The sequence below is a fragment of the Pleomorphomonas oryzae DSM 16300 genome (genome assembly GCF_000422965.1).
In the GTDB taxonomy this organism is placed as follows: Bacteria; Pseudomonadota; Alphaproteobacteria; order Rhizobiales; family Pleomorphomonadaceae; genus Pleomorphomonas; species Pleomorphomonas oryzae.
In genome coordinates, this window is sequence record NZ_AUHB01000002.1 from 66,798 (window position 1) to 92,032 (window position 25,235).

A 25,235-nucleotide genomic window follows, 5' to 3' on the forward strand; every position below is an offset into this window, starting at 1 on the left:
AAAGGAATGATAAGCAGGGCGTACTCCCATGCCGTCACACTGCCTTGACAAGCTTACGGTGGACAGACCTATTTCCTGCGATCTCTCTTTCGCAAGGATGACATTCAATGAAGCTTTACCGTTTCTTGACCGGCCCCGACGACGCAACTTTTTGTCATCGCGTCACCCAGGCGCTCAACAAGGGCTGGGAACTGGCCGGCTCGCCGGCGCTGACCTTCGATCCGGTGCAGGGGCGCGTCATTTGCGGCCAGCCGATGGTCAAGGAGGTTGAGGGGGTGGATTACACGCCCGACATCAAGCTCGGCGAATGGTGAGGTAAGATGAGCCTCGACAGCGTCAAGGCGTTTTTTGCAGAAAAGGCGCCCGACATCACGGTGATCGAAACGGAGGCTTCGTCGGCCACCGTTGTCGAGGCTGCCGCTGCCCATGGCGTCGACCCGGCGCAAATTGCCAAGACCATCTGTCTCAGGGTTGGCGAACAAGCCATGCTGCTGATGGCCGGTGGCACGACGCGGCTCGACAACCGCAAGGCTCGCGAGGCGTTTGGCGGCAAGGCGCGCATGCTCGGTCTCGACGAGGTGGTCGAACTGACCGGCCATCCGATCGGCGGTGTCTGTCCGTTCGGCCTGAAATCGCCGCTGCCAGTCTATTGTGATCTGTCTCTTCGGCGCTTTCCCGAGGTATTTCCGGCCGCAGGGGCCACCAATGCGGCGGTCCGCATCGGTACCGAGCGCCTTGCCGAGCTTGTCGGTGCCACTTGGGTCGACGTCTGCCAGTAAGGACTATGCGCTCTTCGCGGCTCGGCGGTCGGCATCAGGCCGACGCGCTGGGCCGCGGTTAGGCGGAACTCAGTAACCTTCCTTCACCAGCTGAAATGACCGGTCAGCTTGACGACCCGTCCTTCGCCATAGCCGCAGGAATAGGCGGTCTGGCAGGAGGCGACGTACTCGGTGTCGAAGACATTGCTGACATTGAGATCGACACCCCAGCTGTCACGGCTGTAGCCGATCCTGGCATCGGCCAGCAGTACGTTGGGAACCTTCAGCGTGTTCTCGTTATCAGCCCAGGACGAGCCGACGTAACGCACGCCTCCGCCCACGGTGAATCCCTCGAGGGGGCCGGTTGAGAACACATAATCGAGCCAGGCGGAGGCCATCGTCTCGGGCACGACATAGGGCGTCTTGCCGATGATGGCGGTGTCGGCATCCTTGGTGATGTCGACCTCCATGAAGGTGGCCGAAGCAGTGAGCTTCCAGTTTTCGCTGAGATTGAATTTGCCTTCGAACTCGACACCCTTGGAGTTGACCTCGCCGATCTGCGACTGGGCATTCCAGGGGCCGGTCAGCACGTTCTGCTTGGTCAGATCGAACAGGGAGACGGTGAAAAGACCATCGATCCAGTCGGGTCGATATTTGACGCCAACCTCGTATTGCTGGCCGCTTTCCGGCCGGAACACGCCGCTGCCGTTGGCGCCAAGGACCGGGGCGAAGAAGGTCGAAACGCTGGCATAGGGTGTGAGGCCATTGTCGAACTGATAGGCAAGGCCGGCGCGACCGCTCCATTCGCCCTCGTCGCCGGAATAGGCGGGTGTGCCGACGGCATCGGTCCAGACGTGATCGTAGCGGCCGTTCAGCGTGGCGAGCCAGCCGCCGATGGCGATCTGATCCTGGGCGTAGACGCCGAGCTGCTGCTGACGGAGCGTCTGATCGATATAGGGAACCGGGGTCGCTTGAGGCGCCCCGTAAACGGGGTTGATCGCCGAGATGTCCGTTCCGGAAGACGACGCCTGGACCTGATCGAGATCGAACAGGCGATAGTCGAGGCCAAACAGCAGTTTGTGGTTCAGAGGGCCGGTATCCAGCACGCCCTCGACGCGATTGTCGGTGTTCAGTGCGAGGGTCTTGCTACGGTGGGCGAAATTGATGCGCGCGAGCGTATCGGTGCCGGCCGCCGGCGACATGAGGAAGCCAGAATAGCCGTAAGGATAGAGCGAGGATTCCTCGACATCGCTATAGGCAATGCGCGCGGCCTGCGTCGCCTTCCAGCCATCGCCGAAATTATGCTTCAGCTCGTAGCCGAGCGCACCTTGTTCGCGGTCGTAATCGTCGATGCCTGGCTCGGTAAAGTTGGCATCGCGGTCGATCTTGCCGAAGGGAGCGGCGACCACCGTTCCGACATAGGGCAGGAAGGCGCCGCCGTTGTGTACGCCATCGAGGTGGGTATAGTTGGCGAGCAGCGTCAGTTCGGTGGTGTCGCTGAGGTCGATCTTCAGCGACGGCGATACCGTGCCGCGGAAATTCTCCTCGAAATCGGTATAGCCGTTGCCGCCGGCGATACGCCCGCTGACACGGGCCGCGACGGTCTCGTTGAGCTGGTCGCCGATGTCGAAACCGAACGAGGCGGTGCCGTTGCTGTCGACGCCGGTCTCGATCTTGCGAATACGCTCGCCAGTCGGCCGCTTGGAGACCATGTTGATCAGGCCGCCGGGGTTGCTGCCGCCGTAGAGCACCGACGAGGCGCCACGCAGCGTTTCGATGCGCTCAAGATCGTGGCTGTCGGTCAGGAAGCCGCCGAAGGCATAGCTGTAGTTCTGCAATCCATCGAGATAGATGCCGCTCTGCGTGGCCTGAAAGCCGCGAATGAACAGCCAGTCGGTATCGTTGTCCGCACCGAACGGCTGCGTGAAGACGCCCGGCGTGTAGCGCAGCGCCTCGTCCACCTTGTCTGCGGCGTGGGCATCGATCTCCTCACGACCCATGACCGACACCGACTGCGGAACTTTCTCGATCGGCAGATCGGTCTTGGCGCCAGCCGTGGTGACCTTGGCGACATAGCCTTTCACTGGCGCGGTTCCGGAGCCACCTTCACCTTGAACAACAATCTCATCGAGCTCGACGGTCGGTGTCGCCGATTGTGCGTAAGCCGTACTGGCAAGCGGCAGGGTGGCGAGCGTCAGCGCCAGGGCGCGGGTGAGCGTGTTGCAGTCGGACGGCATCGATCGGTTCTCCGGTGACGTCGACCGCGGGCATCCCGCAATGGTCCGGCAAAAAAGCGCCGCGGTCGTTTGTGAACCGACCGATAGGTCAAGTCGCGATGTGCCGATTGAACGAAGCCGGGGCGTTTGGAATGAAAGCGGTATGAAGTTCGGCTCTTCCCACCGGCACGGCGTGGGCAAGTGAATGCTCGATGCGTTGCTCTCGTCGCCAGAGCGCCGGCGTCTGGCCGGTCAGCCGGCGGAACACCCGCGTGAAATGCGCCTGGTCGGAAAATCCGGTGTCGAGGGCAACCACCGATAGGCTGGCTTCGTCCCGAAGCAGCATGTCTTTGGCCACCTCAACGCGGCAGTGGAGCAGGAATTGGTGCGGTGTCTTGCCGACTGCCGTCCGGAACGCCACACCGAAATGGTCCGGCGACAGTCCCACCAGTGCCGCCAACTCGGCCAGCGACAGGTTGCGCGCAATATTGGCCCGCACGTAGTCGACGACGCAATTTATCTGTCGGCGCGTGAGGCTGGCATCGGACTGCGGTCCGGCGGCTTGGCGAAGGTCAAGCATTGCGACCAGCAGGGCCATGACGAGGCTCTCGCCATAGAGATTGTCACGCAGACCTTCGGCGCAATCGTCGGCGATCAATGCCGCGAGCGCCGAAAGCCCCGGCGCCGCAAAGCCAAGCCGGGGAGAAAGAAACTGGCAGGGATGAATGCGTCCGCTGGATTGGGCGGCAAGTGTCGCAACGTCGAAATGCAGATCGAGATGCCTGAGCTCGTCGAGGCGATCGACGAAGCTCTCGATCGGGTATCCTGCCGGCACGAAGCAGAGGGGCCGATCGGCGTCGAGCCGATGTTGTCGGCCTGCGGCATCCCGGATGTCGATGCCGCCTTCGCCGGTATCGCCGAGCAGAACGAACAGACGCGGGGCCTGCGATACATAGGCACCTGATGCCCCAGCCTCACAGCTGACACCCCAGAGATCGGCGACGCAACCGTTCCAAGCCCGCCAGCGAAGATCATCGCGCACCGTTATGCCTGAAATGCGGCTGATCATCTGTGGTCGAAAGTCGGTCGCCATCGCCTCTTTTCCCATGCGAGCGGTGTCTGCCGAACGACGCTAAAAAACTTGAGTAGATAAATCAAGTTTATAAGTTTGACTACCTAATATGCAGAATGTTTCTGACATTGAGAGGCGATTGCAATAAACAGAGGCACGCAAGGTTGTCTTTGAGGCAGATCAACGGGCGCACCAGAATCCGGTGGCTCAAGATTGAACCGTTGAGCAAGCGACACCGCCACTCCCAGACATGCCCTGTTCGGAAAACGGGACACGCAACAGAAGTTTGCGTTTCCGCAACGTTCGATGCGCTGGATTACTTATATTGAGCGCCAGAGTCCACAAAACGAGGCTGAAAATGAAGACCATCCTCCTCGCCGCCGCTGCTCTCGCGGTTGCCATTCTCCCCGCCACCGCTGCCGACTTTCAGGTCAAGATGCTCAACAAGGGCGCCAAGGGCATGATGGTGTTCGAGCCGGATCTCGTTAAGGTCCAGCCCGGCGACACAGTCACCTTCGTGGCGACTGATGCCGGCCATGACGTCATGAGCGTGCCGGGCATGCTGCCCGACGGTGCTCAGCCCTTCGAAGGCCAGATCGGCAAGGATCTCAAAGTGACCTTCACTCAGCCGGGTGTTTATGGCGTCAAGTGCAAGCCGCACTACGTCATGGGCATGGTCGGTGTCGTTGTGGTCGGTGACCCCAAGACCAACCTTGAAGCTGCCAAGGCTGCGAAGAATCCCGGCAAGGCCGGTAAGGTGTTCACCGAACTTCTCGGCGGTCTGTGACATGACGGGCACCGCGGAGTGGAAGCGCTTGTTTTCCGGCGCCTTCCGGCCGTTCTTCCTGCTGGCTGCAGTCTGGATGGCCGGTTCGATTCTCGTCTGGGTGCCCTTTTACATGGGGCACGCCGCGCTGCCCACCGCCTTTGCTCCGCGCGATTGGCACGTTCATGCCATGCTGTTCGGCGGCGTGCCGGCGATTATCGCCGGTTTCACGCTGACCGCCGTTTCCAGCTGGACCGGCCGACCCACCATCGCAGGCCGGCCGCTTGCCATCCTGGTACTGATCTGGCTCGCCGGCCGGGTTGCCGTTTCCGTGTCGGCCCTGATCGGGCCGATTGCGGCGGCCGCCATCGATCTGGCGTTTCCGCTTGCGCTCGCCGCCACACTCGGCCGTGAAGTGGCGCTGTCTGGCAACTGGCGCAATATGCGGGTTGTCGGTCTCCTTCTCCTCCTGGCGCTGGCCGACGCCGCCTTCCATGTCGAAGCGACCGAGCGCGGTCTTGCCGACGTTTCCATTCGGGCGGCTCTGTCGGCCGTATTGACGCTCATCCTGCTGATGGGAGGGCGTATCACGCCGGCCTTCACCCGCAACTGGCTGAAAATGCGGCGCGAGAGCCGGTTGCCGGCGCCCTTCGATCGCTTCGATGCGGTGGCAATGGCAATCTCCGGGCTCGCTTTCATCTCGTGGACCGTGGCACCCACCTGGACCGGCACGGCCGTGGTTCTGGCGCTTGCCGGCGTGCTGACGGCGGCGCGTCTCACCCGTTGGCGCGGCCTTGCTACCCGAAGCGAGCCGCTCCTTCTCGTCCTACACGTCGCCATGGCGACAATTGCCGTCGGCTTCGTCATTGAAGCTCTCGCCATCCTCTGGCCTGAAGTCATCGATCCAATGGCGGCGCTGCATCTTTGGACCGCCGGCAGCGTCGGTCTTACCGTGCTCGGCGTCATGACCCGGGTGAGCCGCGGGCATACCGGCCGCCCTCTTACGGCCGGTCGGCTCGAACTCGCCATCTATGCCTTGGTGTCGTTCGGGGCGCTCCTTCGCATGGCGGCCCCCTACACAGGCGACGCCTACATCCACGTGCTCGCCTGCGCTGGCATCCTTTGGGCCGCCGCCTTTCTCACCTTCGCCATCGGCTACGCCGGCATTCTCGCCGGGCCGCGAGCCGACGGACGAGTGTGACCTATATCAATCCGAATTTGTGCCAGCGCAACGAAGGTCCGGGTCGCCTTGTGAAAACATGACGACATAATTCAAGTTGAATTGATTCTGGGGGGCAGGATGAGACAGGCAGAAAACGCGGCGTTTTGCCTTGCCAGGATGATGGCGGCCTTTTGTCTGGCGTTTGCCTTGGTCCTCGTTGCGGCGCCCTCGAAGGCGGCGACCCTCGTTGACTTCCTTGGCAAGGTGGCGCCGTCCGATCTGGTCCCCGGGGCCGATGCCTTCGGCCCTATCCGCACCGATATGCCCGCAGCTCCGGCGCTCAAATCTGGGAACCGCATCGGTTGGGTATTCCTCAACACCGATTTCGTGCCGGCCACCGGTTACTCCGGCAAGCCGATCAACATCGTGATCGGCGTCGACGACAAGGCGGTGATCACCGGCGCCCGACTCGTCAAGCATTCCGAACCCATCGTCCTGGTCGGCATTCCCGAGGCAAAGATCAAGGCGGTGATCGAGAAATACACAGGTCTCGATCTGAAGCGCGAGGCGGCCGGCGCTGCCCACGATCTCGATATCGTCTCGGGTGCCACCGTCACCATCATGGTGATCGACGATTCAATTCGTCGGTCCGGCATCAAGGCGGCACGCACCCTCGGGCTGGAAGGTTTTGCCGCAGGCTCCGGCCCGGCCGCCGACGTTAAGGTGGTGGATCGCAGCAAGGACGCGGTGGCCGATTGGACAAAGCTGACCGGCGACGGTTCGATCCGCCGGTTCACCTTGTCGGTGGCCGAGATCAATGCCGCCTTCGAAAAGCAGGGTGACCCGCGCGCTGCCGCTCATCGTGAAGCCGGTGCCGACACCGATCCCTACATCGACGTTTACGTCGGTTTGGCCAGCCAGCCTTCGATCGGTCGCACCCTCCTGGGCGACGCCGCCTATGCCAACCTGAAAAGCCGGCTCAGCGACGGTGACGAGGCGATCTTCGTCGCCAGCACTGGCCATTGGTCCTTCAAGGGCTCGGGTTATGTGCGTGGCGGCATCTTCGATCGCATCACGGTGCTGCAGGGCGAGTCCACCATTCGCTTCCGTGACAAGGATCATCTGCGTGTCGTGCGCATGGCGACCGCCGACTCGCCGAGCTTCAACGAGATGGACCTCTTCGTCATCCCGAAGGCGTCCAATTTTGACGCGGCGGCGCCCTGGCGGTTGCAGCTCCTGGTGTCTCGCGCTGTCGGCGCCATCGATAAGCTGTTCCTGACCTACGACGTCGACTACACCCTGCCGCCTGTGTATCTCTCCGCCGCACCGAAGCCGGCCCCTGTTGCCGCCGCGCCTGCGCCGACCACTCAAGAGGCGATGTCGGCCGATGAAGCGCCCGCCCGCGATCGCTTGTGGCTGCGCATCTGGGAGGCCAAGCGAACCGAAGTCGCCATTCTCATTGCAGGGCTGGTTGCGCTGACCGGCATCTTCTTCTTCCAGACTTTCGCGACGAAGAACGAGCGGGTGTTCCGCATCATCCGCCTTAGCTACCTCGCCTTCACGCTGGTGTTCATTGGCTGGTACGCCAACGCCCAGCTGTCGGTGGTCAACTTGCTCGCCGTGCTGTCGGCACTGGTCAGCGATTTCCGCTGGGAAACCTTCCTGATGGATCCGCTGATCTTCATCCTGTGGTTTGCGGTGGCGGCAGCCCTGTTGTTCTGGGCGCGTGGCGCCTATTGCGGCTGGCTGTGCCCGTTCGGCGCCCTCCAGGAGTGGTCGAACCAGATCGCTCGCTGGCTCAGGGTGCCACAGATCCGCCTGCCTTGGGGCCTGCATGAGCGCCTCTGGCCGATCAAGTACATGATCTTCCTTGGTCTCCTCGGCATGTCCTTCTATTCGCTCGACATGGCGGAGCATTACGCTGAGATCGAGCCGTTCAAGACGGCGATCATCCTGAAGTTCGACCGCCCCTGGCCCTATATACTGATCGCGCTCGCCGCGCTGACGCCGGGCCTGTTCATCGAGCGCTTCTACTGCCGCTATGTCTGCCCGCTCGGTGGCGGTCTCGCCATCCCTGCCCGGCTGCATATGTTCCGCTGGCTGAAGCGCTACCGCGAATGCGGCAATCCCTGCCAGACCTGCGCCCACGAATGTCCGGTGCAGGCGATCCACCCATCGGGTGAGATCAACCCCAACGAATGCGTCTCCTGCCTGCATTGCCAGGTGCTTTACCAGAGCACGGCTCGCTGCCCGGTGGTCATCGGCAAGCTGCGTAAGCGGGAGCGTTTCGAACGCCAGAACGGTCTCGTCCAGACGGGGGCAGCGGCATCCGGAGGCAAAGACACCCTCCGGAGCGAAGTGGACGGTTCGGCGCAAGCGTGAAGAAGACAAACGAGGAGAGCACCATGACTGAAGAGACGCATAATCTGTCACGCCGATCGCTCTTGGGCGGCACGGCCAAGACGGCGGTACTCGCCGGCGTTACGGCAGCCACTGTGGGCGGCCTGGTGACGGCCAATGGCAGTAAGGCGGCGGAGTCCGCTGGCAAGGCTGAGGTGAAGCCGGGCGAACTCGACACCTATTACGGTTTCTGGTCCTCAGGCCAGAGTGGCGAAGTCCGCATCATCGGCATGCCGTCGATGCGCGAACTGATGCGCATTCCGGTATTCAACCGCTGCTCGGCCACCGGCTGGGGCCTCACCAACGAGAGTCTCAAGATTCTCACCGAGAACCTCCTGCCCGATACCAAGGAATTCCTGAAAAAGCGCGGCTGGGTGAACTACCAGAACGGTGACCTGCACCATCCGCACATGTCCTTCACCGAGGGCAAGTACGACGGCCGCTACATCTTCGTGAACGACAAGGCCAATACCCGCGTCGCCCGCATCCGCTGCGATGTCATGAAGTGCGACAAGGTTATCGAGATTCCCAACGCCTCCGATATCCACGGCATGCGCCCACAGAAGTGGCCCCGCACCGGCTACATCTTCGCCAACGGCGAGCATCGGGTTCCGATTCCAAACGACGGCAAGATCCTCGACGAGCCGAAGAAGTATTCCGCCATCTTCACCGCCATCGACGGCGACGAGATGAAGGTCGCCTGGCAGGTGATCGTCGACGGCAACCTCGACAACTGCGATGCCGACTACAAGGGAAAGTATGCCTTCTCGACCTGCTACAACTCCGAAGAAGGCGTGAATCTGGCGGAGATGACTGCTGCTGAGCAGGATTGGGTAGTGATTTTCAACATCGCCCGCATCGAGGAAGCGGTGAAGGCTGGCAAGGCCAAGATGATCGGCGGCGTGCCGGTTCTTGATGGCCGCCACGGCTCGCCCTACACCGCCTATGTGCCGATTGCCAACAACCCGCATGGCTGCAACATGGCGCCCGATCGCCAGCATCTCTGCATCAATGGCAAGCTGTCGCCGACGGTCACCGTGATCGACGTCGATCTGATCGATGCCGTCTTCGACAAGGGCGCCGCGCCGCGTTCCTGTGTCGTCGCCGAGCCGGAACTCGGTCTTGGCCCGCTTCACACTGCCTTCGACGGTCGTGGCAACGCTTACACCACGTTGTTCCTCGACAGCCAGATGGTGAAGTGGAACATCGACAAGGCCAAGCGCGCCTACAAGGGCGAGAAGGTCGACCCGATCATCAAGAAGCTCGATGTCGCCTATCAGCCTGGCCACAATCACTCTTCGATGGGCGAAACGCTGGAAACCGATGGTCAGTGGCTGGTGTCGCTCAACAAGTTCTCCAAGGACCGCTTCCTCAACGTCGGTCCGCTGAAGCCGGAGAACGACCAACTGATCTACATCGGTGACGACGACATGACGCTGATGCACGATGGTCCGGCCTTTGCCGAGCCGCATGACTGCATCATCGTCCGCGCCGACAAGGTCAATCCGTTGTCGGTGTGGAAGCGCGACGACCCGTTCTTCGCCGATGCCGTCAAGCAGGCCAAGGCGGACGGCGTCGACATCGAGGGTGACAGCAAGGTCATCCGCGATGGCAACAAGGTGCGCGTCTACATGACGTCGGTGGCTCCGGCTTTCGGTCTGGAGAGTTTCGAGGTCAACCAGGGCGATGAGGTCACCATCTACATCACCAACCTCGATGACGTTGACGACCTGACCCACGGCTTCACGCTCGGCAAGCATGGCATCGCCATGGAGGTCGCCCCGCAAGCGACGGCGTCGGTGACCTTCACTGCCGACCGGCCCGGCGTGCACTGGTACTACTGCCAATGGTTCTGCCATGCCCTCCACATGGAGATGCGCGGCCGGATGTTCGTAAAGCCGAAGGCCATCTGAGGATGACGAGCGCGCTCCGCCTCCTTGTCGCGATCCTTCTTTGTTGCACCGGTTCTGCCGGTGCTGCTGAGATCGTTGTCGGCAACGGGGCGGACGCACTTCGCAAGGCCATTGAGACCGCCGCGCCGGGGGATACCCTCCGGCTCGGCAACGCCCGCTATGACGGCCCGATCGTCATCGATCGGCCTTTGACGCTGATCGGCGATCGCGACAGCCAGATCGTCGGCAAAGGCGAAGGCACCGTCGTTGGCGTTCAGGCCGACGATGTGACGCTGAAAGGGCTTTTTATCACCGGCTCCGGTCGTCGGCTCGACCGGCTCGATAGCGGCATTGCGCTCGCCAAGGGTACGCACCGCGCTCGTATCGAGGGCAACCGCATCGTCATGAATCTGATCGGCGTCGATGTACAAGGCGCGATCGATGCCACGCTGAGCGGCAACACCATCGTTGGTCGTACCGATCTTCATCGGGCCGAAATGGGCTCCGGCATCTACGTCTGGAACGCGCCGGGTCTCCTCGTCGAGCACAACGATATCCGTCGCGGTCGTGACGGCATCTTCGTGACGACGTCGATGAAAGCGCGCTACCGATTCAATCGGATGCAGGAGTTGCGCTTCGCCTTCCATTCGATGAATGCCAACGACATCGTGCTGGAACACAACGTCTCGCGCGGCAACATGCTCGGCTTTGCCTTCATGTTCTCCCGCAACGTGACGGCCACGGACAATCTGTCCGACAGCGACTTGACCCACGGTCTGTTTCTCAACTCGGTCAACAATTCGAGCCTGATCCACAACGAGGTTCGCCACGGTGGCGAGAAATGCCTGTTCGTCTACAGCGCCACCCGCAATCGCATCGAGGGCAACCGCCTCGAAGGCTGTGGCATTGGCATTCATTTGACTGGTGGCTCGGCCGAGAACGTGCTGACAGGCAATGCCGTCATCGGCAACCGCACCCAGGTCAAATACGTCGGCACGCGCTGGCTGGAATGGAGCGGTATTCCCGAAGGAGCTGACAAGACCAAAACGCCGCTTGGTAATTTCTGGTCCGATCACGTCGCCTTCGACATCGATGGCGACGGCATTGCCGACAGCCCCTATCGCCCCAACGACACGGTGGATGTGCTGACCTGGAGCCAGCCGATGACGCGGCTGCTGCTGGGTGCGCCGGCGGTGCAGCTGATCCGCTGGGCGCAGTCGCGCTTCCCGGGCCTGCTGCCCGGCGGTGTCATTGACAGCCACCCCCTGATGTCACCCGAGGGCACCGGCCCCCGCCCGCTCGCCACCCCCATGACGGTCGGCTTCGTCCCGGCCGGGGAGAATTGACATGACGGATGCCGCCGTTCTTTCCGTTGATGGGCTGACCGTCCGTTTCGGCTCCGTGACGGCGGTCGATGGCGTCAGCCTGTCGGTGGCGCCCGGCGAGCGGGTGGCGTTGCTTGGCCACAACGGCGCAGGCAAGTCGACGCTGTTCAAGACGGTTCTCGGCTTCCTCAAGCCGGCTGGCGGACATCTTGTCATTGCCGGTGTTGCTCCGGGGTCGGACGCGGCGCGCCGCGCGGTCAGCTATCTGCCGGAGCAGGTGGTGTTTCCAAAGGCCCTGACCGGCGCCGAGGTACTGACCCATTTTGCTCGCCTCAAGGGCGTAGCGCCGAAGGCAGCGCTGCCGCTTCTCGAAACGGTCGGCATTGCCGACGCCGCCGGTCGAGCCGTCGGCACCTATTCCAAGGGTATGCGCCAGCGTCTCGGCCTTGCACAGGCACTGATCGGCACGCCGCGCCTGTTGCTGCTCGACGAACCGACGTCCGGTCTCGATCCGGTCTCACGGCGCGAGTTCTATGATGTGCTGGAGGCTTCTGCGCGGGCGGGCACAGCGGTGCTTCTGTCCTCGCATTCGCTGTCGGAAATAGAAAACCGCATCGATCGTATCGCCATCCTGGCGAAGGGAAAATTGCGCGCCGAAGGCTCGCTGGCCGATCTGTCGCGCCGGGCCGGCCTGCCGATTCGCATTCATGTCGAAGCGGCGGAAGGCCGGGCCGATGCCGTGCACGCCCGCCTCGGCGGCGAGCGAGTCAACGGCCGGTCGGTGGTTCTCACCTGCCGCGCCGAGGACAAGGTGAGCGCGCTGGCCAGCCTTGCCGCGCTTGGCTCCGACGTCACCGACATCGACATCGCCCTGCCGGACCTAGACGACGTCTATCGCCACTACTCCGTGCCTACCGTGGAAGGAGCCGCTCGATGAACGGCATGGATCGCATGGCGGCGGTGGCCGCAACCGAATTCCGTCTCGCCTTCCGCAACCGTTGGGTTCTGCTGTCGACGCTGGCGTTCACGCTATTCGCCTTGGCGCTCGCCTTTCTGGGCTCCGGGCCGAGCGGCGCACTCAAGGCCGATGCCCTGACCCTGACAGCCGCCAGCCTGTCGACGCTCACCGTCTATCTCGTGCCGCTGATGGCGCTGCTTGTCTCCTATGACAGCATCGCCGGCGAGATCGAACGCGGCACGCTGGCGCTGGTGCTGGCAACGCCGCTGAAGCGCGGCGAACTGGTCGTGGCGAAGTTCCTCGGTCATCTTGCCGTGCTGGCGATGGCCATTGCCATTGGTTACGGCATTGCCGGTGCGGTGATCGCCGGCGTGCACGGTGCTGATAACGCCGGGCTCATCGCCTGGGGGCGGCTCCTCGCCACGGCCGTTCTGCTCGGCGCCGTCTTCATTGCCTTGGGCATGGCTTTGTCCAGCCTGCCGCGCCAGACCGGTACGGCCGCCGCAATGGCCATCGGCGCGTGGCTGATATTGATCGTGCTTTACGATCTGGCGCTCTTGGGTGCTGTCATCGTCGACCAGGGCGGCGTCTTCACCAAGACGGTGTTTCCAGCGCTCGTTCTCGCCAATCCCGGCGACGCCTTTCGCCTCTACAATCTGGCGCTGATCGAATCCAACGCGCCGATCGCCGGCCTCGACGGCTTGGCCCATACCCTTCCTTTCCCGGTTTCCAGTGCGCTCGTCGTACTCGTCCTCTGGCTTGTCGCCAGCCTGACGGTTGCCTGGACCCTCACCCGGAGAATCCGCCCATGATGATCAACCGCATCTTCTCCGCCTTGATGATTTCTGCCGCGCTGGCTCTGCCGCTTGCCGCCTGCAAGGAGGAAGCGGCGGTCAAGCCGGTGGCCGTGACGATGACCGATGAAGCGCTTGGCTATTATTGCCAGATGTATCTCGTCGATCATGGCGGCCCCAAAGCGCAGATCCACGAGAAGGGCCAGGACCATCCCCTGTGGTTCTCGCAGGTGAGCGACGCCGTCACTTATCTGCGTGGTGGCGAAAAGCGTGGCGATGTCACCGCCGTCTACGTTTCCGACATGGAAAAGGCGCCAAGCTGGGCAGAACCCGGCCGCGACAACTGGATCGACGCCGATGCGGCTGTTTTTGTGATCGGCAGCCGCCAGACCGGTGCCATGGGCATGCCCGAGGCCATTCCCTTCGGCAGCCAGAAGGCCGCCGACGATTTTGTGGCGCGCGAGGGCGGCGCGATCGTCAAGCTCGCCGGTATTCCTGATCAGTATCTGGGTCCCTCCAACGCCGAGCCCAACAGTCATTCCGACGTGCAGATGTGAGGCCGACTATGGCAGATTTCCTCGCTCGACCGATCGTTCGGCGCCGTTTCATCCGCATCAGCGCGGCGCTTGTCGCCGTGGCCTTCATGCCCGCCGCCACCCTCGCCGCGGCGCCCATCCGTCGCTGGTCCGGCAACGCCCTCGGCGCTCATGCCTCGATCGAGCTTGTCGGCGCCGATGCCGCTCTCGCCACCGCCACCTTTGCCGCGGTGGAGCAGGAGATTGCCCGTCTTGAAGCGCTCTTCAGCCTCTACCGCACCGACAGCGCGCTCTCTCGTCTGAACGCCAGCGGTCGCCTCGATGCGCCGGAGGCCGATGTCCTGCGCCTCCTGGCACTGGTGCGCGGCGTGCATGCGGAGACGGGCGGCCTGTTCGATCCCACGGTGCAGCCGCTGTTCGCCGCTTACGCCGCCCATTTTGCCAGCGGCCGGACCGATACATTGCCTTTGGCGGAGCTTGCTGATCGCCTGGAGCTGGTCGGTTTCGATCAGGTCGTGTTCGATGAGGATTCCGTGCGCTTCTCGCAGCCGGGCATGGCGATGACGCTGAACGGCGTTGCCCAGGGCTACATCACCGATCGCGTCGCCGATCTGCTCAGGGCCCGCGGCTTCGACAACGTGCTGCTCGACATCGGCGAGATCCAGGCCCTCGGTGGCGGGCGCGATGGCGGCGGCTGGAAAGTCGGCCTCGCGGCCGGCCCGAACAGCGACGCGCTCTCGGCGACGCTTCGCCTCAAGGACCGGGCGGTTGCCACCTCGATGATGGACGGAACGGTACTCGATACCGCCGGCCGTGTCGGTCATATCCTGCACCCCCGCAAGGGCGCCGTCCTCTCTGCCTTCTCGGCCGTCAGTGTCGTGGCGCCGGAAGCGGCACTCGCCGACGCCCTGTCGACGGCGGCCGTGTTGATGACGCCGAGCGACCTGTCCCGCTTCAATCGAACCGGCGTCGAGGTACACGCGACGCCGGTCTGATACGGCAAGATGTCAGGCGGCTGGCGCAGCCAGGCCGCCACAGCGCAGGTCGGAATCGGCCACGTCCTGCCGTCCATAAACCTTGAACATGGCGAAGACGTTCTGCATCTCAGCGCTGTCGAGGATCACCGGCGTGCCGATGGCGAGCGTCCGCCAATACTGAGCAGCAATCGTCTCCACCTCGACCAGCAGCGAATAGGCCTTCTTGAGGTTGGCACCGAGAACGATCAGCCCGTGGTTGGCGAGCAGACAGGCGAGACGGCCTTCCAGCGCCTTCAGCGCATGGTCGGAAAGGGCCTGCGAGCCGAAGGTGGCATACTCGGCGCAGCGGATGTTTTCGCCGCCGGCGGCAGCCACCATGTAGTGAACGGCCGGTATTTCGCGGCGCAGGCAGGAAATCACCGTCGAAAACATCGAGTGGGTGTGGATCACCGTGTCGATATCCGGCCGACGCAGTAGAATGTCGCGATGGAAGCGCCATTCGCTGGTTGGCCGACAGGGACCATAATAGGTGCCGTCGAAGGTCATCTCGACGATCTGATCCTCGGTCATGCCAGCATAGGGAATGCCTGTGGGCGTTACCAGGAAACGCCCCTCGCCAATGCGGACGCTGACATTGCCCGATGTACCCTGATTGACGCCAGAGGCATTCATTTCGCGGCAGGTGGCGATGATCTCGGTCCGCAGAGCGAGATGGGAGAGGGCGGAAAGGCTGGCAGACATTGTGGGGTCCTCGATGAGGGGGCGGGCAGGGGCGTGTTCGACACGCGGGACGAGCAATGGCACTTGGCGCGAATGGGTGCTTATGTTAACTCAGATTGTCAATTGTCGATCCGGGGTGATGCGCTTCGGACGATGGGATTGGAAAGATCATGGCGCCACGCTCAAGGACGAAGGACAAGGCTGACAGATCGTCGGCCGCCGATGGGGACAGCCGGATGCCGCTGCCGCGGCCGGGGGAATACCTCACCGATCCGCTCCTGTGGGCGTCCTGGCTCTACCATCACGACGAGCTGACGCAGAGCCAGATCGCCGACCTGATGGGTGTATCGCGGGCGACGGTGGTCAACTACCTGCAGCAGGCGCGCGACCTGCACTACGTCAAGGTGGTGGTGCGGCCGGAGCTGCTGAATTCCATCGATCTTGCCCAGCAGCTCAAGCAGGCTTTCGGCCTGACCGAATGCATGGTCATTCCCTTTGACGGTGGCATGCGGCCGCCGAGCGAACGCATCGGCCGGGCCGGCGCCCAATATCTTGATCAGATCCTGACGAACGGCGACGTGCTGGGCGTTGCCTGGGGCCGCACGGTGCTGTCGCTGGCTGAGAACCTGCCGGAAAAGGCCATGCCGGACAGCTGCGTCGTACAGGTGATCGGCAGCCAGCGCTCTGCCTATGATGGCTTTACGGCCGAGGAGTGCGTCGCCTTCATCGCCCGCCGCTTGCACGCCCGCTCGATCAGCCTGCATGCGCCGGCCGCCTTGTCCAATGCGGCGCTGCGCGACGCGCTGATGCGCGAGCCGACGATCCAGGAGCAGTTTGCCCGTATCCGATCCTGCAACAAGCTGTTGTTCGGCGTCTGTACGGTAAAGGCCAACAGTCTGGTGTTCGCTTCCGGTCTGATCTCCGTCGACGAGAGCAAGTATTATATTGCCAACGGCGCCGTTGGCGTTATCGCCGGCCGCTTCTACGACATCGAGGGCAACTGGCTGCGTGGCTCCATGGACGACCGGATGATCGGCATCACGCTGGACGATGTTCGTAGCGTGCCGACCCGCATCGCCGCCGCCGGCGGTCCCGACAAGACCGACGCCATTCTCGGTGCCTTGCGCGGCGGCTACGTCACTGCGTTGATCACCGACGAACCGACCGCCCGCAACATTCTCGGGCGGCTCTAGGCCGACCAGAAGCGTGAAGGAGAAAGGCGCCGGCCGGGGGGAGCCGGCGCGTGCCCCTGCGCCGGACCGGATATCCGATGCTGGGCAGGGGCGGGTTGTCATTTGGCCTTTTGCTCCGGATAGAGCTTGAGCAGTCCCTCTCGGCTGGCGGCGGCGACGCCGCGTTCGGTGATGAGGCCGGTGACGAGGCGAGCCGGTGTCACGTCGAAGCCGTAGTTGAGCGCTGAACTCCCCTTGGGAAGGATGTCCACCGTCTCCAGCCGGCCATCGGCGGTGCGGCCGGTGATGTGGCTGAGTTCGCGGGCATCGCGCTCTTCGATCGGGATCTCACGGACGCCGTCTTCCAGCGTCCAGTCGATGGTGGTGAACGGCAGGCCGACGTAGAAGGGCACGCCGTTGTCGTGGGCAGCGAGCGCCTTCAGGTAGGTGCCGATCTTGTTGCAGACATCGCCGGTCGCCGTGGTGCGGTCGGTACCGACGATCGCCATGTCGACGAGTCCATGCTGCATCAGGTGGCCGCCCTGGTTGTCGGCGATCACTGTGTGGTCGACGCCGTGCTGGCCGAGCTCGAAGGCGGTGAGGCTGGCGCCCTGGTTGCGCGGACGCGTCTCGTCGACCCAGACATGGATGGGAATGCCGGCCTCGAAGGCCATGTAGATGGGGGCCAGCGCCGTGCCCCAGTCGATGCAGGCGAGCCAGCCGGCATTGCAGTGGGTGAGGACGTTGAAGCGCGCCGGCTTGCCCTTCTTCTCCCAGAGGTCGCGAATGATGGAAAGGCCATGCCGGCCGATCGCCTTGCAGGTCTCGACGTCCTCGTCGCAGATCTCGGCGGCGCGGCGATAGGCAAGGCCCATGCGCTCGGACGGAGCGACCTTGAGGAGGCGCCCCTTCAGGTCGTCGAGGCCCCAGCGGAGATTGACGGCGGTCGGCCGGGTGGCGAGCAAGGCGGTGTAGGCCCGCTCGAGGTTCTCATTGGACGAGTCCTCGCGCATGGCCAGCGCCAGGCCATAGGCGCCGGTGGCGCCGATCAGCGGCGCGCCGCGCACCACCATGTCGCGGATGGCGGTTGCTGCCTCCTGCCAGGAGCGCAGCGTCCGGGTCTTGACCTCGAACGGCAGCTTGGTCTGGTCGATGATCTCGACGCCCCAGCTGTCGTCCGCAACCCAGATCGTCCGCATGGATTTGCCGTAGATTTTCATGAAAGGCCTCCGGTCGCCGCCGCGCCGAAGGCGCAACGGGCGGTCCATTGATGGCGGGCGGATCGGGCCGCCCTCGGGGTCAGTCGAATGCGGCCGAGTGGCCGTCAGCGGGTGGCGTCGGCAGCCACCACGGCGGCTGCCACAGCCTCTATATTGGCAAAGCGCGTGCGGTTGACCACAAGCTCGCGGCCGAGCCGCAACGCTCGCCGCTCGCCCTTCGAACGCAGGTCCTTGTCGGCGATGCTCTCGAAATCGGCAACATGGGCGAGACCGAGGATGCGGCGGATCATCTTGCAGCCGGCAAAGCCCAGTGTGTCCTCGAACAGTGCCCGCATGTAGCGGCCCTGTTCCTCGGCCAGAGCCGCCCGGCTCGCCGCATCGGTGAACAGCTCGGCGGTGAAGGCGTCGCCCTTACCTTCGGTCGACCATAGCTCGACGAAGCGGGCCGAAAACAGCGTCCAGACGTCGGTGATCTGCTTCAGGATCCAGGCACGGTAGGCGTCGCGGCCGCCCTTTTCATCCTCGTGGCCGATCTGGCTGAGGTAGGCGAGGATCAAGTTGCCGATCAGGGCGCCGACGTCAAAGCCCATTGGGCCGAAGAAGGCGAATTCCGGGTCGATCACGCGGACGTCGGTGCTGGTCGCCATGATCGAGCCCGAGTGCAGGTCGCCGTGCACCAGCGCCTCGGCGTGGCTGAGGAACTTGAGCTTCATCGCCTGAGCTGCCGCCTTGAGCGGGCCGTCGGCGCGGAACTCGAGAGCGATGTCGTCGAGCTGCGGCGATGTCCAGTGATTGAGCTTGGCGGCTCGGTAGGGGTCGGTGAACACCAGATCCTCGGTGATCCGGCAGAGCTCGGTATTGGCGCAGAACACCGCCATCTGCTTCTTCTTCTCGGCCGCCGGCAGATAGAGGTCGGAGGTTTTGAACAGCGACTGCGCCATGAATTCCGACAGGGTCGCGGCGAAGCGAGGGAACTCGACGCCATCGATCAATCCCTTGCGCATGATGATGTGTGGCGTGAGGAATTCCATGACCACCAGCGCCTGCATGGCGTCGAACAGCACCACCTTCGGCACCAACCCCGGCGCGGCAGCGTCTTGGGTGATCAGCGCCTGGGTTTCGAAGAAGGAGCGGTCGAGCGGCAACGGCCAGGAGTCGCCGACAAGGCGTACGTAGGGCAGAGCCTGCTTGACGATCAGCGATCCCGTGGGGCCGCGCACGATGAAAACCAGGTTGAGGTTGCCGTCACCGACTTCGCTGACTTTCCAATCCTGCGAAGCACCGCCAAGGATGGCGGCGATTTCCGAAAAGCCGGCAAGATAGGGCGCCAGCGTGTTCTCGGTCAGCGGCCGATAGTTCGCGCCGCCGGTGCGGGCGCTCCGAACGTCTGTCATGGGGTCTTCTCCATCCCTCGCTTATCCCGCCTCCACCACGACGAATACGTCGCTCCTCGATGCCGGCAGAGGTCGCTGGGAGTGGAAGTTGTTCCGGTTTTCGTCATTTGTCAAGATCGATTGACAATTGACGTTTGTGTGGCTAGGTTGACCGCCATCGGGTCTGGAGGAGGCCCCCTGCCAAGCATCCGTGGAGGCGGTTTTAGGCATGACAGAACCAGGGAGGGAGGTGATCCGCATTCGCGGCCTGAACAAGCGTTTCGGCAGCACGCATGCGGTCATCGACGTCGATCTCGACATTCGACGCGGCGAGGTGCTGGCATTGATGGGCGCCAATGGCGCCGGCAAGTCGACACTCATCAAGATTCTCTGCGGCGTGCACCCGGCTGATTCCGGAACCATGGAAATCGATGGCGAGCCGATGGCGTTTCGGTCACCCCTCGAGGCTTGCGCCGCTGGCATTCACACCGTTCACCAGATCATCAACGATGGCGTCGTCCAGCAGCTCACCGTGGCCGAGAATCTGGCGCTCGACGAGATCTGCCGGCCCGAGGGGCCGATGCTTCTCAGCCGCACCGTCATTACGGCGCGGGCTCGCGAAATCCAGGCCATTCTTGGTCTCGATCTCCCCCTAGGCAAGGCAATGAGCGAACTCGGCCAGGCCGAACGTCAGCTCGTCGCCATTGCTCGCGCCCTGTCGCACGATCCCAAGGTGCTGATCCTCGACGAGCCAACCTCCTCGCTATCGGAAGCGGAAGCCGCCCGCCTGTTTGCGTTGATTGAGGATCTGAGGGCGCGCGGTGTCGCCATTATCTACATCAGCCATCGCATGTCCGACATCCGTCGCCTGGCCGACCGCGCCGTCGTCATGCGCGATGGCCGTACCCGTGCCGAATTTGCGCGCCCGCTCGATTTCGACGGCATCGTCCATGCCATGGTCGGCCATCGTGTCCGTGAAGGCGCCCACAGCGCCGTCGCCGGTGGCCGGACGGTGGTCGAGATTCGCGATTTCGCTCTCACGCCGACGTCCGCGCCCTTCGATCTCGATCTTTGCGAGGGTGAAGTGGTGGTGCTGACCGGCTTGATCGGTGCCGGCAAGACCGAGTTTGCCGACTGCCTGTTCGGCACAGCCACGCCTTACGCCGGCTCGGTGACGATTGATGGCAAGCCGCTCCGTCCTGCCTCGCCGCAGGAGGCGATCGCCGGGGGCGTGTTCATGGCGCACGAGGACCGTGGCAACTCGTCGCTGGTCTCTGAATTCTCCGTGCTGCACAACATGACGCTGCCATTCCTGAGGCATTTCTCAAAGCTCTCGTTGGTCGTCCCCGACCAGGAGCGGCGGGCCGCCACCGGCCAAGTGTCCGACCTCGCCATCAAGTGCCCTTCCATTGACGTGCCGATCGGTTCGCTGTCGGGCGGCAACCAGCAGAAAGTCGTGCTTGGCCGCTGGCTGATCCAGCCATGCCGTCTGCTCATTCTCGACGAGCCGTTCCAGGGCGTCGACATCGGTGCCCGGCAGGACATCGGTCGCCGGTTGCGCGAGACGGCGGCTGGCCGAGCGACACTGGTCATCTGTGCCGACCTCGAAGAGGCGACTGAAATCGCCGACCGCATCATCGTGATGCGCGATTTCTCGGTGGTGGGTGGCCATTCGGTCGACGGGCTGTCGCTCGATGCCCTGGTCGCCGAGATCAGCGGCACCGGCACTCACGCAACTTTCGCCTGACGCTTCGAAAGACAAAAGGCTTCCATCATGAGCACCCAGTCCCCCAATCCGGCCACGCCGGCGGCCGCCGCGCCAGCTGGCGCAACCAAATCTGCCTTCTCGTTCAAGGACTTTGTCATCAAGTTCGGCCTGCTGATCATTCTGGCTGTGATGATCATCGTCTTCTGGCGCCTGGAGCCGGCTTTTGCCAACGCCCGCAACATGTTCTCCATCCTGCAGGCGGTGTCGGTGACGGCGCTTCTGGCGCTTGGCGTCACCGTGACGCTGGCCATCGCCGGTTTCGATCTGTCCATCGGCTCGACGGCCGCCATGTCGCTGATGGCCTCGAGCTACGTGATGGTGATCCTCAACCAAGGTACCTTCCTCGCCGTTGTCGTCTGCCTGCTGCTCGGCGTCTTCATCGGCTTCCTCAATGGCGTCCTGATCGTCAAGGGCCGCATCCCTGACCTTCTGGCGACGCTCGGCATGATGTTCCTGCTGCTCGGCTTGCAGCTCATCCCGACCGGTGGCCGTTCGATCGCCAAGGGCATGACGCTGTCTGATGGCTCGGCGGCCACCGGCACCTTCACCGACGCCTTCCTGGCGCTCGGCCGCTACCGCCTGTTCGACCTGATCCCGCTGCCGGTGATCATCATGCTGGTGGCTGCCATCATTCTCTGGGTGTTCATGGAACGCTCGCGCTATGGCCGCGTGCTCTATGCCATCGGCGGCAACGAGAAGGCCACCCGCCTCGCCGGCGCACCGGTCGAGCGCTACAAGATCGCCGCCTATATGATCTCCGGCCTGTTCGCCTCGATCGGCGGCATTCTGCTCGCTGCCCGTGTCGGCCGTGGCGACGTCACCTCCGGCTCTTCGCTGCTGCTCGACTCGGTCGCCGCTGCGCTGATCGGCTATGCGGTGTTGGGCGCCAAGAAGCCCAACGTCTTCGGTACGGCCATCGGCGCGCTGTTCGTCGGCACGTTGCTGAACGGCCTCACCATGCTCAACGCCCCCTATTACGCACAGGACTTCGTCAAGGGTCTCGTCCTTGTCTTCGCCCTGCTGTTCACCTTCGGCTTCGCGTCCTCGCAGCGTCGCTGAGCCGGCTCCGGCCCCACTGAAAAACGCGAGGTAAGCCGCGGCGCGCGGAGGAGGCGCGCCCGGACAAGGACAATGGAAACGTCATTTGAGGAGTGAGAAAATGACTATCGACAGAAGGACATTTCTTGCCGGCCTTGCTACCGCTTCGGTTGCCGGTGCCCTGCCGTTCCGCGCCTTCGCCGAAGGCACTGCCGGCGCCCCCGGCATCGTTGGCGAGCGCAAGATGAAGATCGCGCTGGTGCGTTATCTCTCCACCGGCGACTTCTTCCAGTTCTACCTTGCCGGCGTGACGCGCCAGGCCGAGGCGCTCGGCTTCGATCTGCACGTGCTCGACTCCCGCCAGGACGCGGCGCTGCAGGCGGAAATGCTGCAGCAGGCGATGAACCTCGGCGTCGACGGCATCATTCTGCAGCACGGCCTGACCGAAACGCTGAAAGAACCGGCCGCCCAGGCCGTGGCCGATGGCTTCAAGGTTGTCGCCTTCGACGTCAACTGCGAGAACGAGGCCATCCCGCAGATCGAGCAGAACGACCGCGAACTCGCCCGCCTCGCCCTTGAGCAGGCAATTGCCGACAATGGCGAGAGCTTCACGGCCGGTTACGTCTACGTGCCGGGCATCGCGCCGCTCGATCGCCGCGACGAGACCTGGCAGGCCTTCAAGAAGAAATACCCCGGCATTAAGGAAGCGGCGCATTGGGGCACCATGAACAACCCCATCGCCAACTCGGTGGCCGACCAGACGGCAGCCGTGCTGCGCGCCAACCCCGACATCACCGTCATCTTCGCCCCCTATGACGAGTTCGCCAAGGGTGCCAAGACCGCCGTCGACGAGGCCGGCCTCAACGAGAAGATCAAGATCTACTCGGCCGACATCTCGACGCCGGACATCTCGGCGATGGTGGAAGACAAGAGCGCCTGGGCGGCCTCGGCGGCCACCTCGTCGGCCGTCGTTGGCGAGGTCTGCGTGCGCACGCTGGCCTTGCAGCTCGCCGGCGTCGATACCGGCAAGCAGGTGGTGGTGCCGCCGACGCTGATCACCCAGAAGATGCTCCTTGAGAAGGGCATCAAGAACATGGATGACCTCGCGGCCAAACTGCCGCAGTTCTCCAAGGCTGACGTGTCGATGGCCTCCTGGATCCCCGAACCGAAGCGCTGATCGACCCTCGGTATAAAGCGACAGACCGCTCCTCCGCCGATGGCCGACCCGAAACCGGGTCGGTCAATACAGGAAGAAGCCGGCACCCCCATGGGCGCCGGCTTTCTCATTTGAACGGCCTCGATAGGTGCACCCCTTCGATCATTCCATCGGCTTATAAGGCCGGAAGAAGTTCGCGCCCGCCCAGGGCCTAGCCGGTGCAGTGTAGAGCGGTTCCCCCTTGATGAAACTGGCGGCCGCGTTCGGGTCCCCGCCCGCGTATGTGGCAAGCGCAGGATATGGATAGACGGGCCGGCTGCGCTCGACCGACGGTTCGGCCAGAGAAGTGCCGACCGATAGTTTTGCCGGTATGGTCGGCAAACTGACCGACTTGTCGCCATCTGTCACGCCACGGGTGATGACGGCATCCGGCGCCGTGCCATTCTCAACCCAGTTCATCAGCGGTGTCAGGAAATCGACCGTGGGCATGCCCTCGCCCCGGCCGCAATGGTAGACGCCGGGAAGGAGGTAGAGACGTTCGAATGCGGCGACTGCCGTAGGTCCCATCTCCCGTTCCAGCGCTTCATGGAAGGCGATGGTGATGAGCGGTGAAATGTTCGGATCGGCCCACCCGTGCCAGAGGATCAGCTTGCCGCCGCTGGCGGCGAATGGGCGCAGATCGGGGCTGGATGGATCGAAAAGGGGATGTCTGGCCCTGAGAAGCTCTATGGTGGCCTTGTCGAACTTGAGGTCGGACAACGCATAGCCCGACGGCGGATCCTTCTCGAAGATCAGGTTGTTGAGCGCGTTGAGGGCGGCCATGCCGGAATAGGTCGGCCGATCGATTGCTTCGGGTACGAAAACGCCGGCCCAGGCGAGTTCCGAGCCATATTGCTCTTCACCGACCGTAAGGTGCTCACCAGTCTTCGGATCCATAGGACCCTCGTAGAATTTCTTTGCCGCCATCACCTCGTCGGCCGTCAGGCAGGTCGAGGAGTCCTCGACATCGGTCATGCATTGGATCGTCCGGGGATCGAAACGACAGAGGCGCGGATCGGAGATCAGGCCGTCCGCCAGGCCGTCCAATTCATCGCAGGCCGCGACCACCGCTTGATGCAGGATGGGGAGGCGCGGCTTGGTGAAAATCGGCTTGCCGTCGACGCCGGTATTGGTGAGTGCCAACCAGGCATGGTGCAGACTGTTCTGGAACTGAAACAGCAGCACGGGCGCGCCGGCAACAATACCATCAAAATCATCCGGGTAGCGCAGCGCCTCCATCATCGCTTCCCGGCCGCCGTCCGAACAGCCGATGAAGTAGGAGTGCTTCTCCGACCGCCCGTAAAAGGCGGCGATCAGCTTCTTGGCCGTCCGCGACGTCAGATGGACGCCGCGATAGGCGAAGTCTGCCCGCTTCTGGGGATCGCGGCCAAAGCTTGGATCGGTGCCTTGATGGCCCATGTCGGTGGTGGCGATGACGAGGCGGCCTTCCGTGACTGGCACGCAGCCATCGGCGGCATCGAACCTCTGCCAGAACGCGCCGCAGAGACCACCGCAGCCGACCTGCAGATAGCGTTGGGTCCAACCGGTTTCGGGAAGCTCGACGCGAAAGCCGATCGACGGCGCGAGAATGCCTTCGACGAGACAAAAGGTTTTGCCTTTTGCGTCGAACTGTTTGGTGGACTCGACCCTGCTGCCGGTGCCGGCAATATCCGACAGATCGATCGACAGGAGATCGGCGCAGGGCTTGCTGGCGTTGACGGCTGGAAGGTCGGAAGCCTCCACGGACGAGACCGTGCCGGCAAGCCAGCCGAGAGGGACCGCTGCGACAAGCGCCACCATCCGGCGCCGGATCAGTGGGTTGGGCGTCATGAGCGGCTCCCTTTCCCTGTCAGGCTGCAACAAGCGACCTGGGCCGGCAATGCCCCAATGGTG

The 25,235-nt window shown here is 63.4% G+C and carries 20 protein-coding genes and 1 pseudogene; 15 read left to right on the forward strand and 6 right to left on the reverse strand.

What is annotated here, in order from left to right; genetic code table 11:
* Window positions 1–107: 107 nt before the first annotated feature.
* A complete protein-coding gene (locus G522_RS0103330) occupies window positions 108–314 on the forward strand; it encodes a DUF1737 domain-containing protein (protein ID WP_026789820.1) in 207 nt (68 codons plus the stop codon).
* A 6-nt stretch (window positions 315–320) separates the two neighbouring features.
* Window positions 321–779 carry a YbaK/EbsC family protein gene (locus G522_RS0103335; protein WP_026789821.1) on the forward strand — a complete coding sequence of 153 codons (459 nt, stop codon included), beginning with the start codon at window positions 321–323 and terminating at the stop codon, window positions 777–779.
* Between the two features lie 83 nt (window positions 780–862).
* Here the strand turns inward: G522_RS0103335 and G522_RS0103340 are convergent, their stop codons facing one another.
* A complete protein-coding gene (locus tag G522_RS0103340; protein ID WP_036837985.1) occupies window positions 863–2,995 on the reverse strand; it encodes a TonB-dependent siderophore receptor in 2,133 nt (710 codons plus the stop codon).
* Between the two features lie 88 nt (window positions 2,996–3,083).
* Window positions 3,084–4,067, reverse strand: a complete 984-nt coding sequence (locus tag G522_RS25395) for a helix-turn-helix transcriptional regulator (protein ID WP_051228247.1) — start codon at window positions 4,065–4,067, stop codon at window positions 3,084–3,086.
* A 337-nt stretch (window positions 4,068–4,404) separates the two neighbouring features.
* On the opposite strand from G522_RS25395, the gene G522_RS0103350 reads away from it, so the two are divergent.
* The 9 genes from G522_RS0103350 to G522_RS25415 all read left to right on the forward strand — a co-directional run bounded on the left by G522_RS0103350 (window position 4,405) and on the right by G522_RS25415 (window position 14,874).
* The gene (locus G522_RS0103350) at window positions 4,405–4,833 is read left to right on the forward strand and encodes a pseudoazurin (protein WP_026789823.1); all 429 of its coding nucleotides are present in this window, start codon (window positions 4,405–4,407) and stop codon (window positions 4,831–4,833) included.
* 1 nt (window position 4,834) lies between these two features.
* Window positions 4,835–6,013 (forward strand): NnrS family protein, encoded by a 1,179-nt coding sequence (locus G522_RS0103355; protein WP_026789824.1) that lies wholly within the window; start codon window positions 4,835–4,837, stop codon window positions 6,011–6,013.
* A 99-nt stretch (window positions 6,014–6,112) separates the two neighbouring features.
* Complete coding sequence (locus G522_RS25400; RefSeq protein ID WP_210162882.1) at window positions 6,113–8,356, forward strand: NosR/NirI family protein; 2,244 nt, start codon at window positions 6,113–6,115, stop codon at window positions 8,354–8,356.
* A gap of 23 nt (window positions 8,357–8,379) precedes the next feature.
* Window positions 8,380–10,287, forward strand: coding sequence for a TAT-dependent nitrous-oxide reductase (nosZ, locus tag G522_RS0103365; RefSeq protein WP_026789825.1), 1,908 nt, complete (start codon window positions 8,380–8,382; stop codon window positions 10,285–10,287).
* A gap of 2 nt (window positions 10,288–10,289) precedes the next feature.
* Window positions 10,290–11,612: a nitrous oxide reductase family maturation protein NosD gene (locus G522_RS25405; RefSeq protein ID WP_051228251.1), complete on the forward strand. Its 1,323-nt coding sequence runs from the start codon at window positions 10,290–10,292 to the stop codon at window positions 11,610–11,612.
* Window position 11,613: 1 nt separating this feature from the next.
* Window positions 11,614–12,528, forward strand: coding sequence for an ABC transporter ATP-binding protein (locus tag G522_RS0103375; protein ID WP_026789826.1), 915 nt, complete (start codon window positions 11,614–11,616; stop codon window positions 12,526–12,528).
* Window positions 12,525–13,361, forward strand: a complete 837-nt coding sequence (locus G522_RS0103380) for an ABC transporter permease (RefSeq protein ID WP_036837987.1) — start codon at window positions 12,525–12,527, stop codon at window positions 13,359–13,361. The genes G522_RS0103375 and G522_RS0103380 overlap by 4 nt, the downstream gene beginning before the upstream one ends.
* On the forward strand, window positions 13,358–13,900 hold the full coding sequence (locus G522_RS25410) for a nitrous oxide reductase accessory protein NosL (RefSeq protein WP_245586585.1): 543 nt from the start codon (window positions 13,358–13,360) through the stop codon (window positions 13,898–13,900). Before G522_RS0103380 ends, G522_RS25410 begins: the two co-directional genes overlap by 4 nt.
* Window positions 13,901–13,908: 8 nt before the next feature.
* The gene (locus tag G522_RS25415; protein ID WP_036837989.1) at window positions 13,909–14,874 is read left to right on the forward strand and encodes an FAD:protein FMN transferase; all 966 of its coding nucleotides are present in this window, start codon (window positions 13,909–13,911) and stop codon (window positions 14,872–14,874) included.
* A 12-nt stretch (window positions 14,875–14,886) separates the two neighbouring features.
* Here the strand turns inward: G522_RS25415 and G522_RS25420 are convergent, their stop codons facing one another.
* Complete coding sequence (locus tag G522_RS25420; RefSeq protein ID WP_051228253.1) at window positions 14,887–15,597, reverse strand: class II aldolase/adducin family protein; 711 nt, start codon at window positions 15,595–15,597, stop codon at window positions 14,887–14,889.
* A 317-nt stretch (window positions 15,598–15,914) separates the two neighbouring features.
* Between G522_RS25420 and G522_RS0103400 the strand changes: the two are divergent.
* A pseudogene (locus tag G522_RS0103400) lies at window positions 15,915–16,757 on the forward strand (sugar-binding transcriptional regulator); the annotation flags it as partial.
* Between the two features lie 110 nt (window positions 16,758–16,867).
* Here G522_RS0103400 and mtnA read toward each other — a convergent pair.
* Window positions 16,868–17,968 carry an S-methyl-5-thioribose-1-phosphate isomerase gene (gene mtnA, locus G522_RS0103405; RefSeq protein WP_026789829.1) on the reverse strand — a complete coding sequence of 367 codons (1,101 nt, stop codon included), beginning with the start codon at window positions 17,966–17,968 and terminating at the stop codon, window positions 16,868–16,870.
* 104 nt (window positions 17,969–18,072) lie between these two features.
* Complete coding sequence (gene mtnK, locus G522_RS25425) at window positions 18,073–19,362, reverse strand: S-methyl-5-thioribose kinase (protein ID WP_051228255.1); 1,290 nt, start codon at window positions 19,360–19,362, stop codon at window positions 18,073–18,075.
* 208 nt (window positions 19,363–19,570) lie between these two features.
* On the opposite strand from mtnK, the gene G522_RS0103415 reads away from it, so the two are divergent.
* The 3 genes from G522_RS0103415 to G522_RS0103425 all read left to right on the forward strand — a co-directional run bounded on the left by G522_RS0103415 (window position 19,571) and on the right by G522_RS0103425 (window position 23,324).
* Window positions 19,571–21,088, forward strand: a complete 1,518-nt coding sequence (locus G522_RS0103415) for a sugar ABC transporter ATP-binding protein (RefSeq protein WP_026789830.1) — start codon at window positions 19,571–19,573, stop codon at window positions 21,086–21,088.
* Between the two features lie 27 nt (window positions 21,089–21,115).
* Window positions 21,116–22,168, forward strand: coding sequence for an ABC transporter permease (locus G522_RS0103420; RefSeq protein WP_026789831.1), 1,053 nt, complete (start codon window positions 21,116–21,118; stop codon window positions 22,166–22,168).
* Between the two features lie 100 nt (window positions 22,169–22,268).
* Window positions 22,269–23,324, forward strand: coding sequence for a substrate-binding domain-containing protein (locus tag G522_RS0103425; RefSeq protein ID WP_026789832.1), 1,056 nt, complete (start codon window positions 22,269–22,271; stop codon window positions 23,322–23,324).
* A gap of 141 nt (window positions 23,325–23,465) precedes the next feature.
* Here G522_RS0103425 and G522_RS0103430 read toward each other — a convergent pair whose 3' ends face one another.
* Window positions 23,466–25,172 (reverse strand): tannase/feruloyl esterase family alpha/beta hydrolase, encoded by a 1,707-nt coding sequence (locus G522_RS0103430; RefSeq protein ID WP_026789833.1) that lies wholly within the window; start codon window positions 25,170–25,172, stop codon window positions 23,466–23,468.
* Window positions 25,173–25,235: the final 63 nt, after the last annotated feature.

What these genes read in the sequence shown, in the direction of transcription:
- G522_RS25395 (WP_051228247.1), bottom strand. Translation starts at nt 4,067, where the DNA reads ATGGCGACCGACTTTCGACCACAGATGATCAGCCGCATTTCAGGCATA.
- G522_RS0103430 (WP_026789833.1), bottom strand. Translation starts at nt 25,172, where the DNA reads ATGACGCCCAACCCACTGATCCGGCGCCGGATGGTGGCGCTTGTCGCA.
- G522_RS0103350 (WP_026789823.1), top strand. Translation starts at nt 4,405, where the DNA reads ATGAAGACCATCCTCCTCGCCGCCGCTGCTCTCGCGGTTGCCATTCTC.
- G522_RS25410 (WP_245586585.1), top strand. Translation starts at nt 13,358, where the DNA reads ATGATGATCAACCGCATCTTCTCCGCCTTGATGATTTCTGCCGCGCTG.
- G522_RS0103415 (WP_026789830.1), top strand. Translation starts at nt 19,571, where the DNA reads ATGACAGAACCAGGGAGGGAGGTGATCCGCATTCGCGGCCTGAACAAG.
- G522_RS0103335 (WP_026789821.1), top strand. Translation starts at nt 321, where the DNA reads ATGAGCCTCGACAGCGTCAAGGCGTTTTTTGCAGAAAAGGCGCCCGAC.
- G522_RS25405 (WP_051228251.1), top strand. Translation starts at nt 10,290, where the DNA reads ATGACGAGCGCGCTCCGCCTCCTTGTCGCGATCCTTCTTTGTTGCACC.
- mtnK (WP_051228255.1), bottom strand. Translation starts at nt 19,362, where the DNA reads ATGACAGACGTTCGGAGCGCCCGCACCGGCGGCGCGAACTATCGGCCG.
- G522_RS25420 (WP_051228253.1), bottom strand. Translation starts at nt 15,597, where the DNA reads ATGTCTGCCAGCCTTTCCGCCCTCTCCCATCTCGCTCTGCGGACCGAG.
- G522_RS0103330 (WP_026789820.1), top strand. Translation starts at nt 108, where the DNA reads ATGAAGCTTTACCGTTTCTTGACCGGCCCCGACGACGCAACTTTTTGT.
- mtnA (WP_026789829.1), bottom strand. Translation starts at nt 17,968, where the DNA reads ATGAAAATCTACGGCAAATCCATGCGGACGATCTGGGTTGCGGACGAC.
- G522_RS25400 (WP_210162882.1), top strand. Translation starts at nt 6,113, where the DNA reads ATGAGACAGGCAGAAAACGCGGCGTTTTGCCTTGCCAGGATGATGGCG.
- G522_RS0103420 (WP_026789831.1), top strand. Translation starts at nt 21,116, where the DNA reads ATGAGCACCCAGTCCCCCAATCCGGCCACGCCGGCGGCCGCCGCGCCA.
- G522_RS0103375 (WP_026789826.1), top strand. Translation starts at nt 11,614, where the DNA reads ATGACGGATGCCGCCGTTCTTTCCGTTGATGGGCTGACCGTCCGTTTC.
- G522_RS0103355 (WP_026789824.1), top strand. Translation starts at nt 4,835, where the DNA reads ATGACGGGCACCGCGGAGTGGAAGCGCTTGTTTTCCGGCGCCTTCCGG.
- G522_RS0103425 (WP_026789832.1), top strand. Translation starts at nt 22,269, where the DNA reads ATGACTATCGACAGAAGGACATTTCTTGCCGGCCTTGCTACCGCTTCG.
- G522_RS25415 (WP_036837989.1), top strand. Translation starts at nt 13,909, where the DNA reads ATGGCAGATTTCCTCGCTCGACCGATCGTTCGGCGCCGTTTCATCCGC.
- G522_RS0103340 (WP_036837985.1), bottom strand. Translation starts at nt 2,995, where the DNA reads ATGCCGTCCGACTGCAACACGCTCACCCGCGCCCTGGCGCTGACGCTC.
- G522_RS0103380 (WP_036837987.1), top strand. Translation starts at nt 12,525, where the DNA reads ATGAACGGCATGGATCGCATGGCGGCGGTGGCCGCAACCGAATTCCGT.
- nosZ (WP_026789825.1), top strand. Translation starts at nt 8,380, where the DNA reads ATGACTGAAGAGACGCATAATCTGTCACGCCGATCGCTCTTGGGCGGC.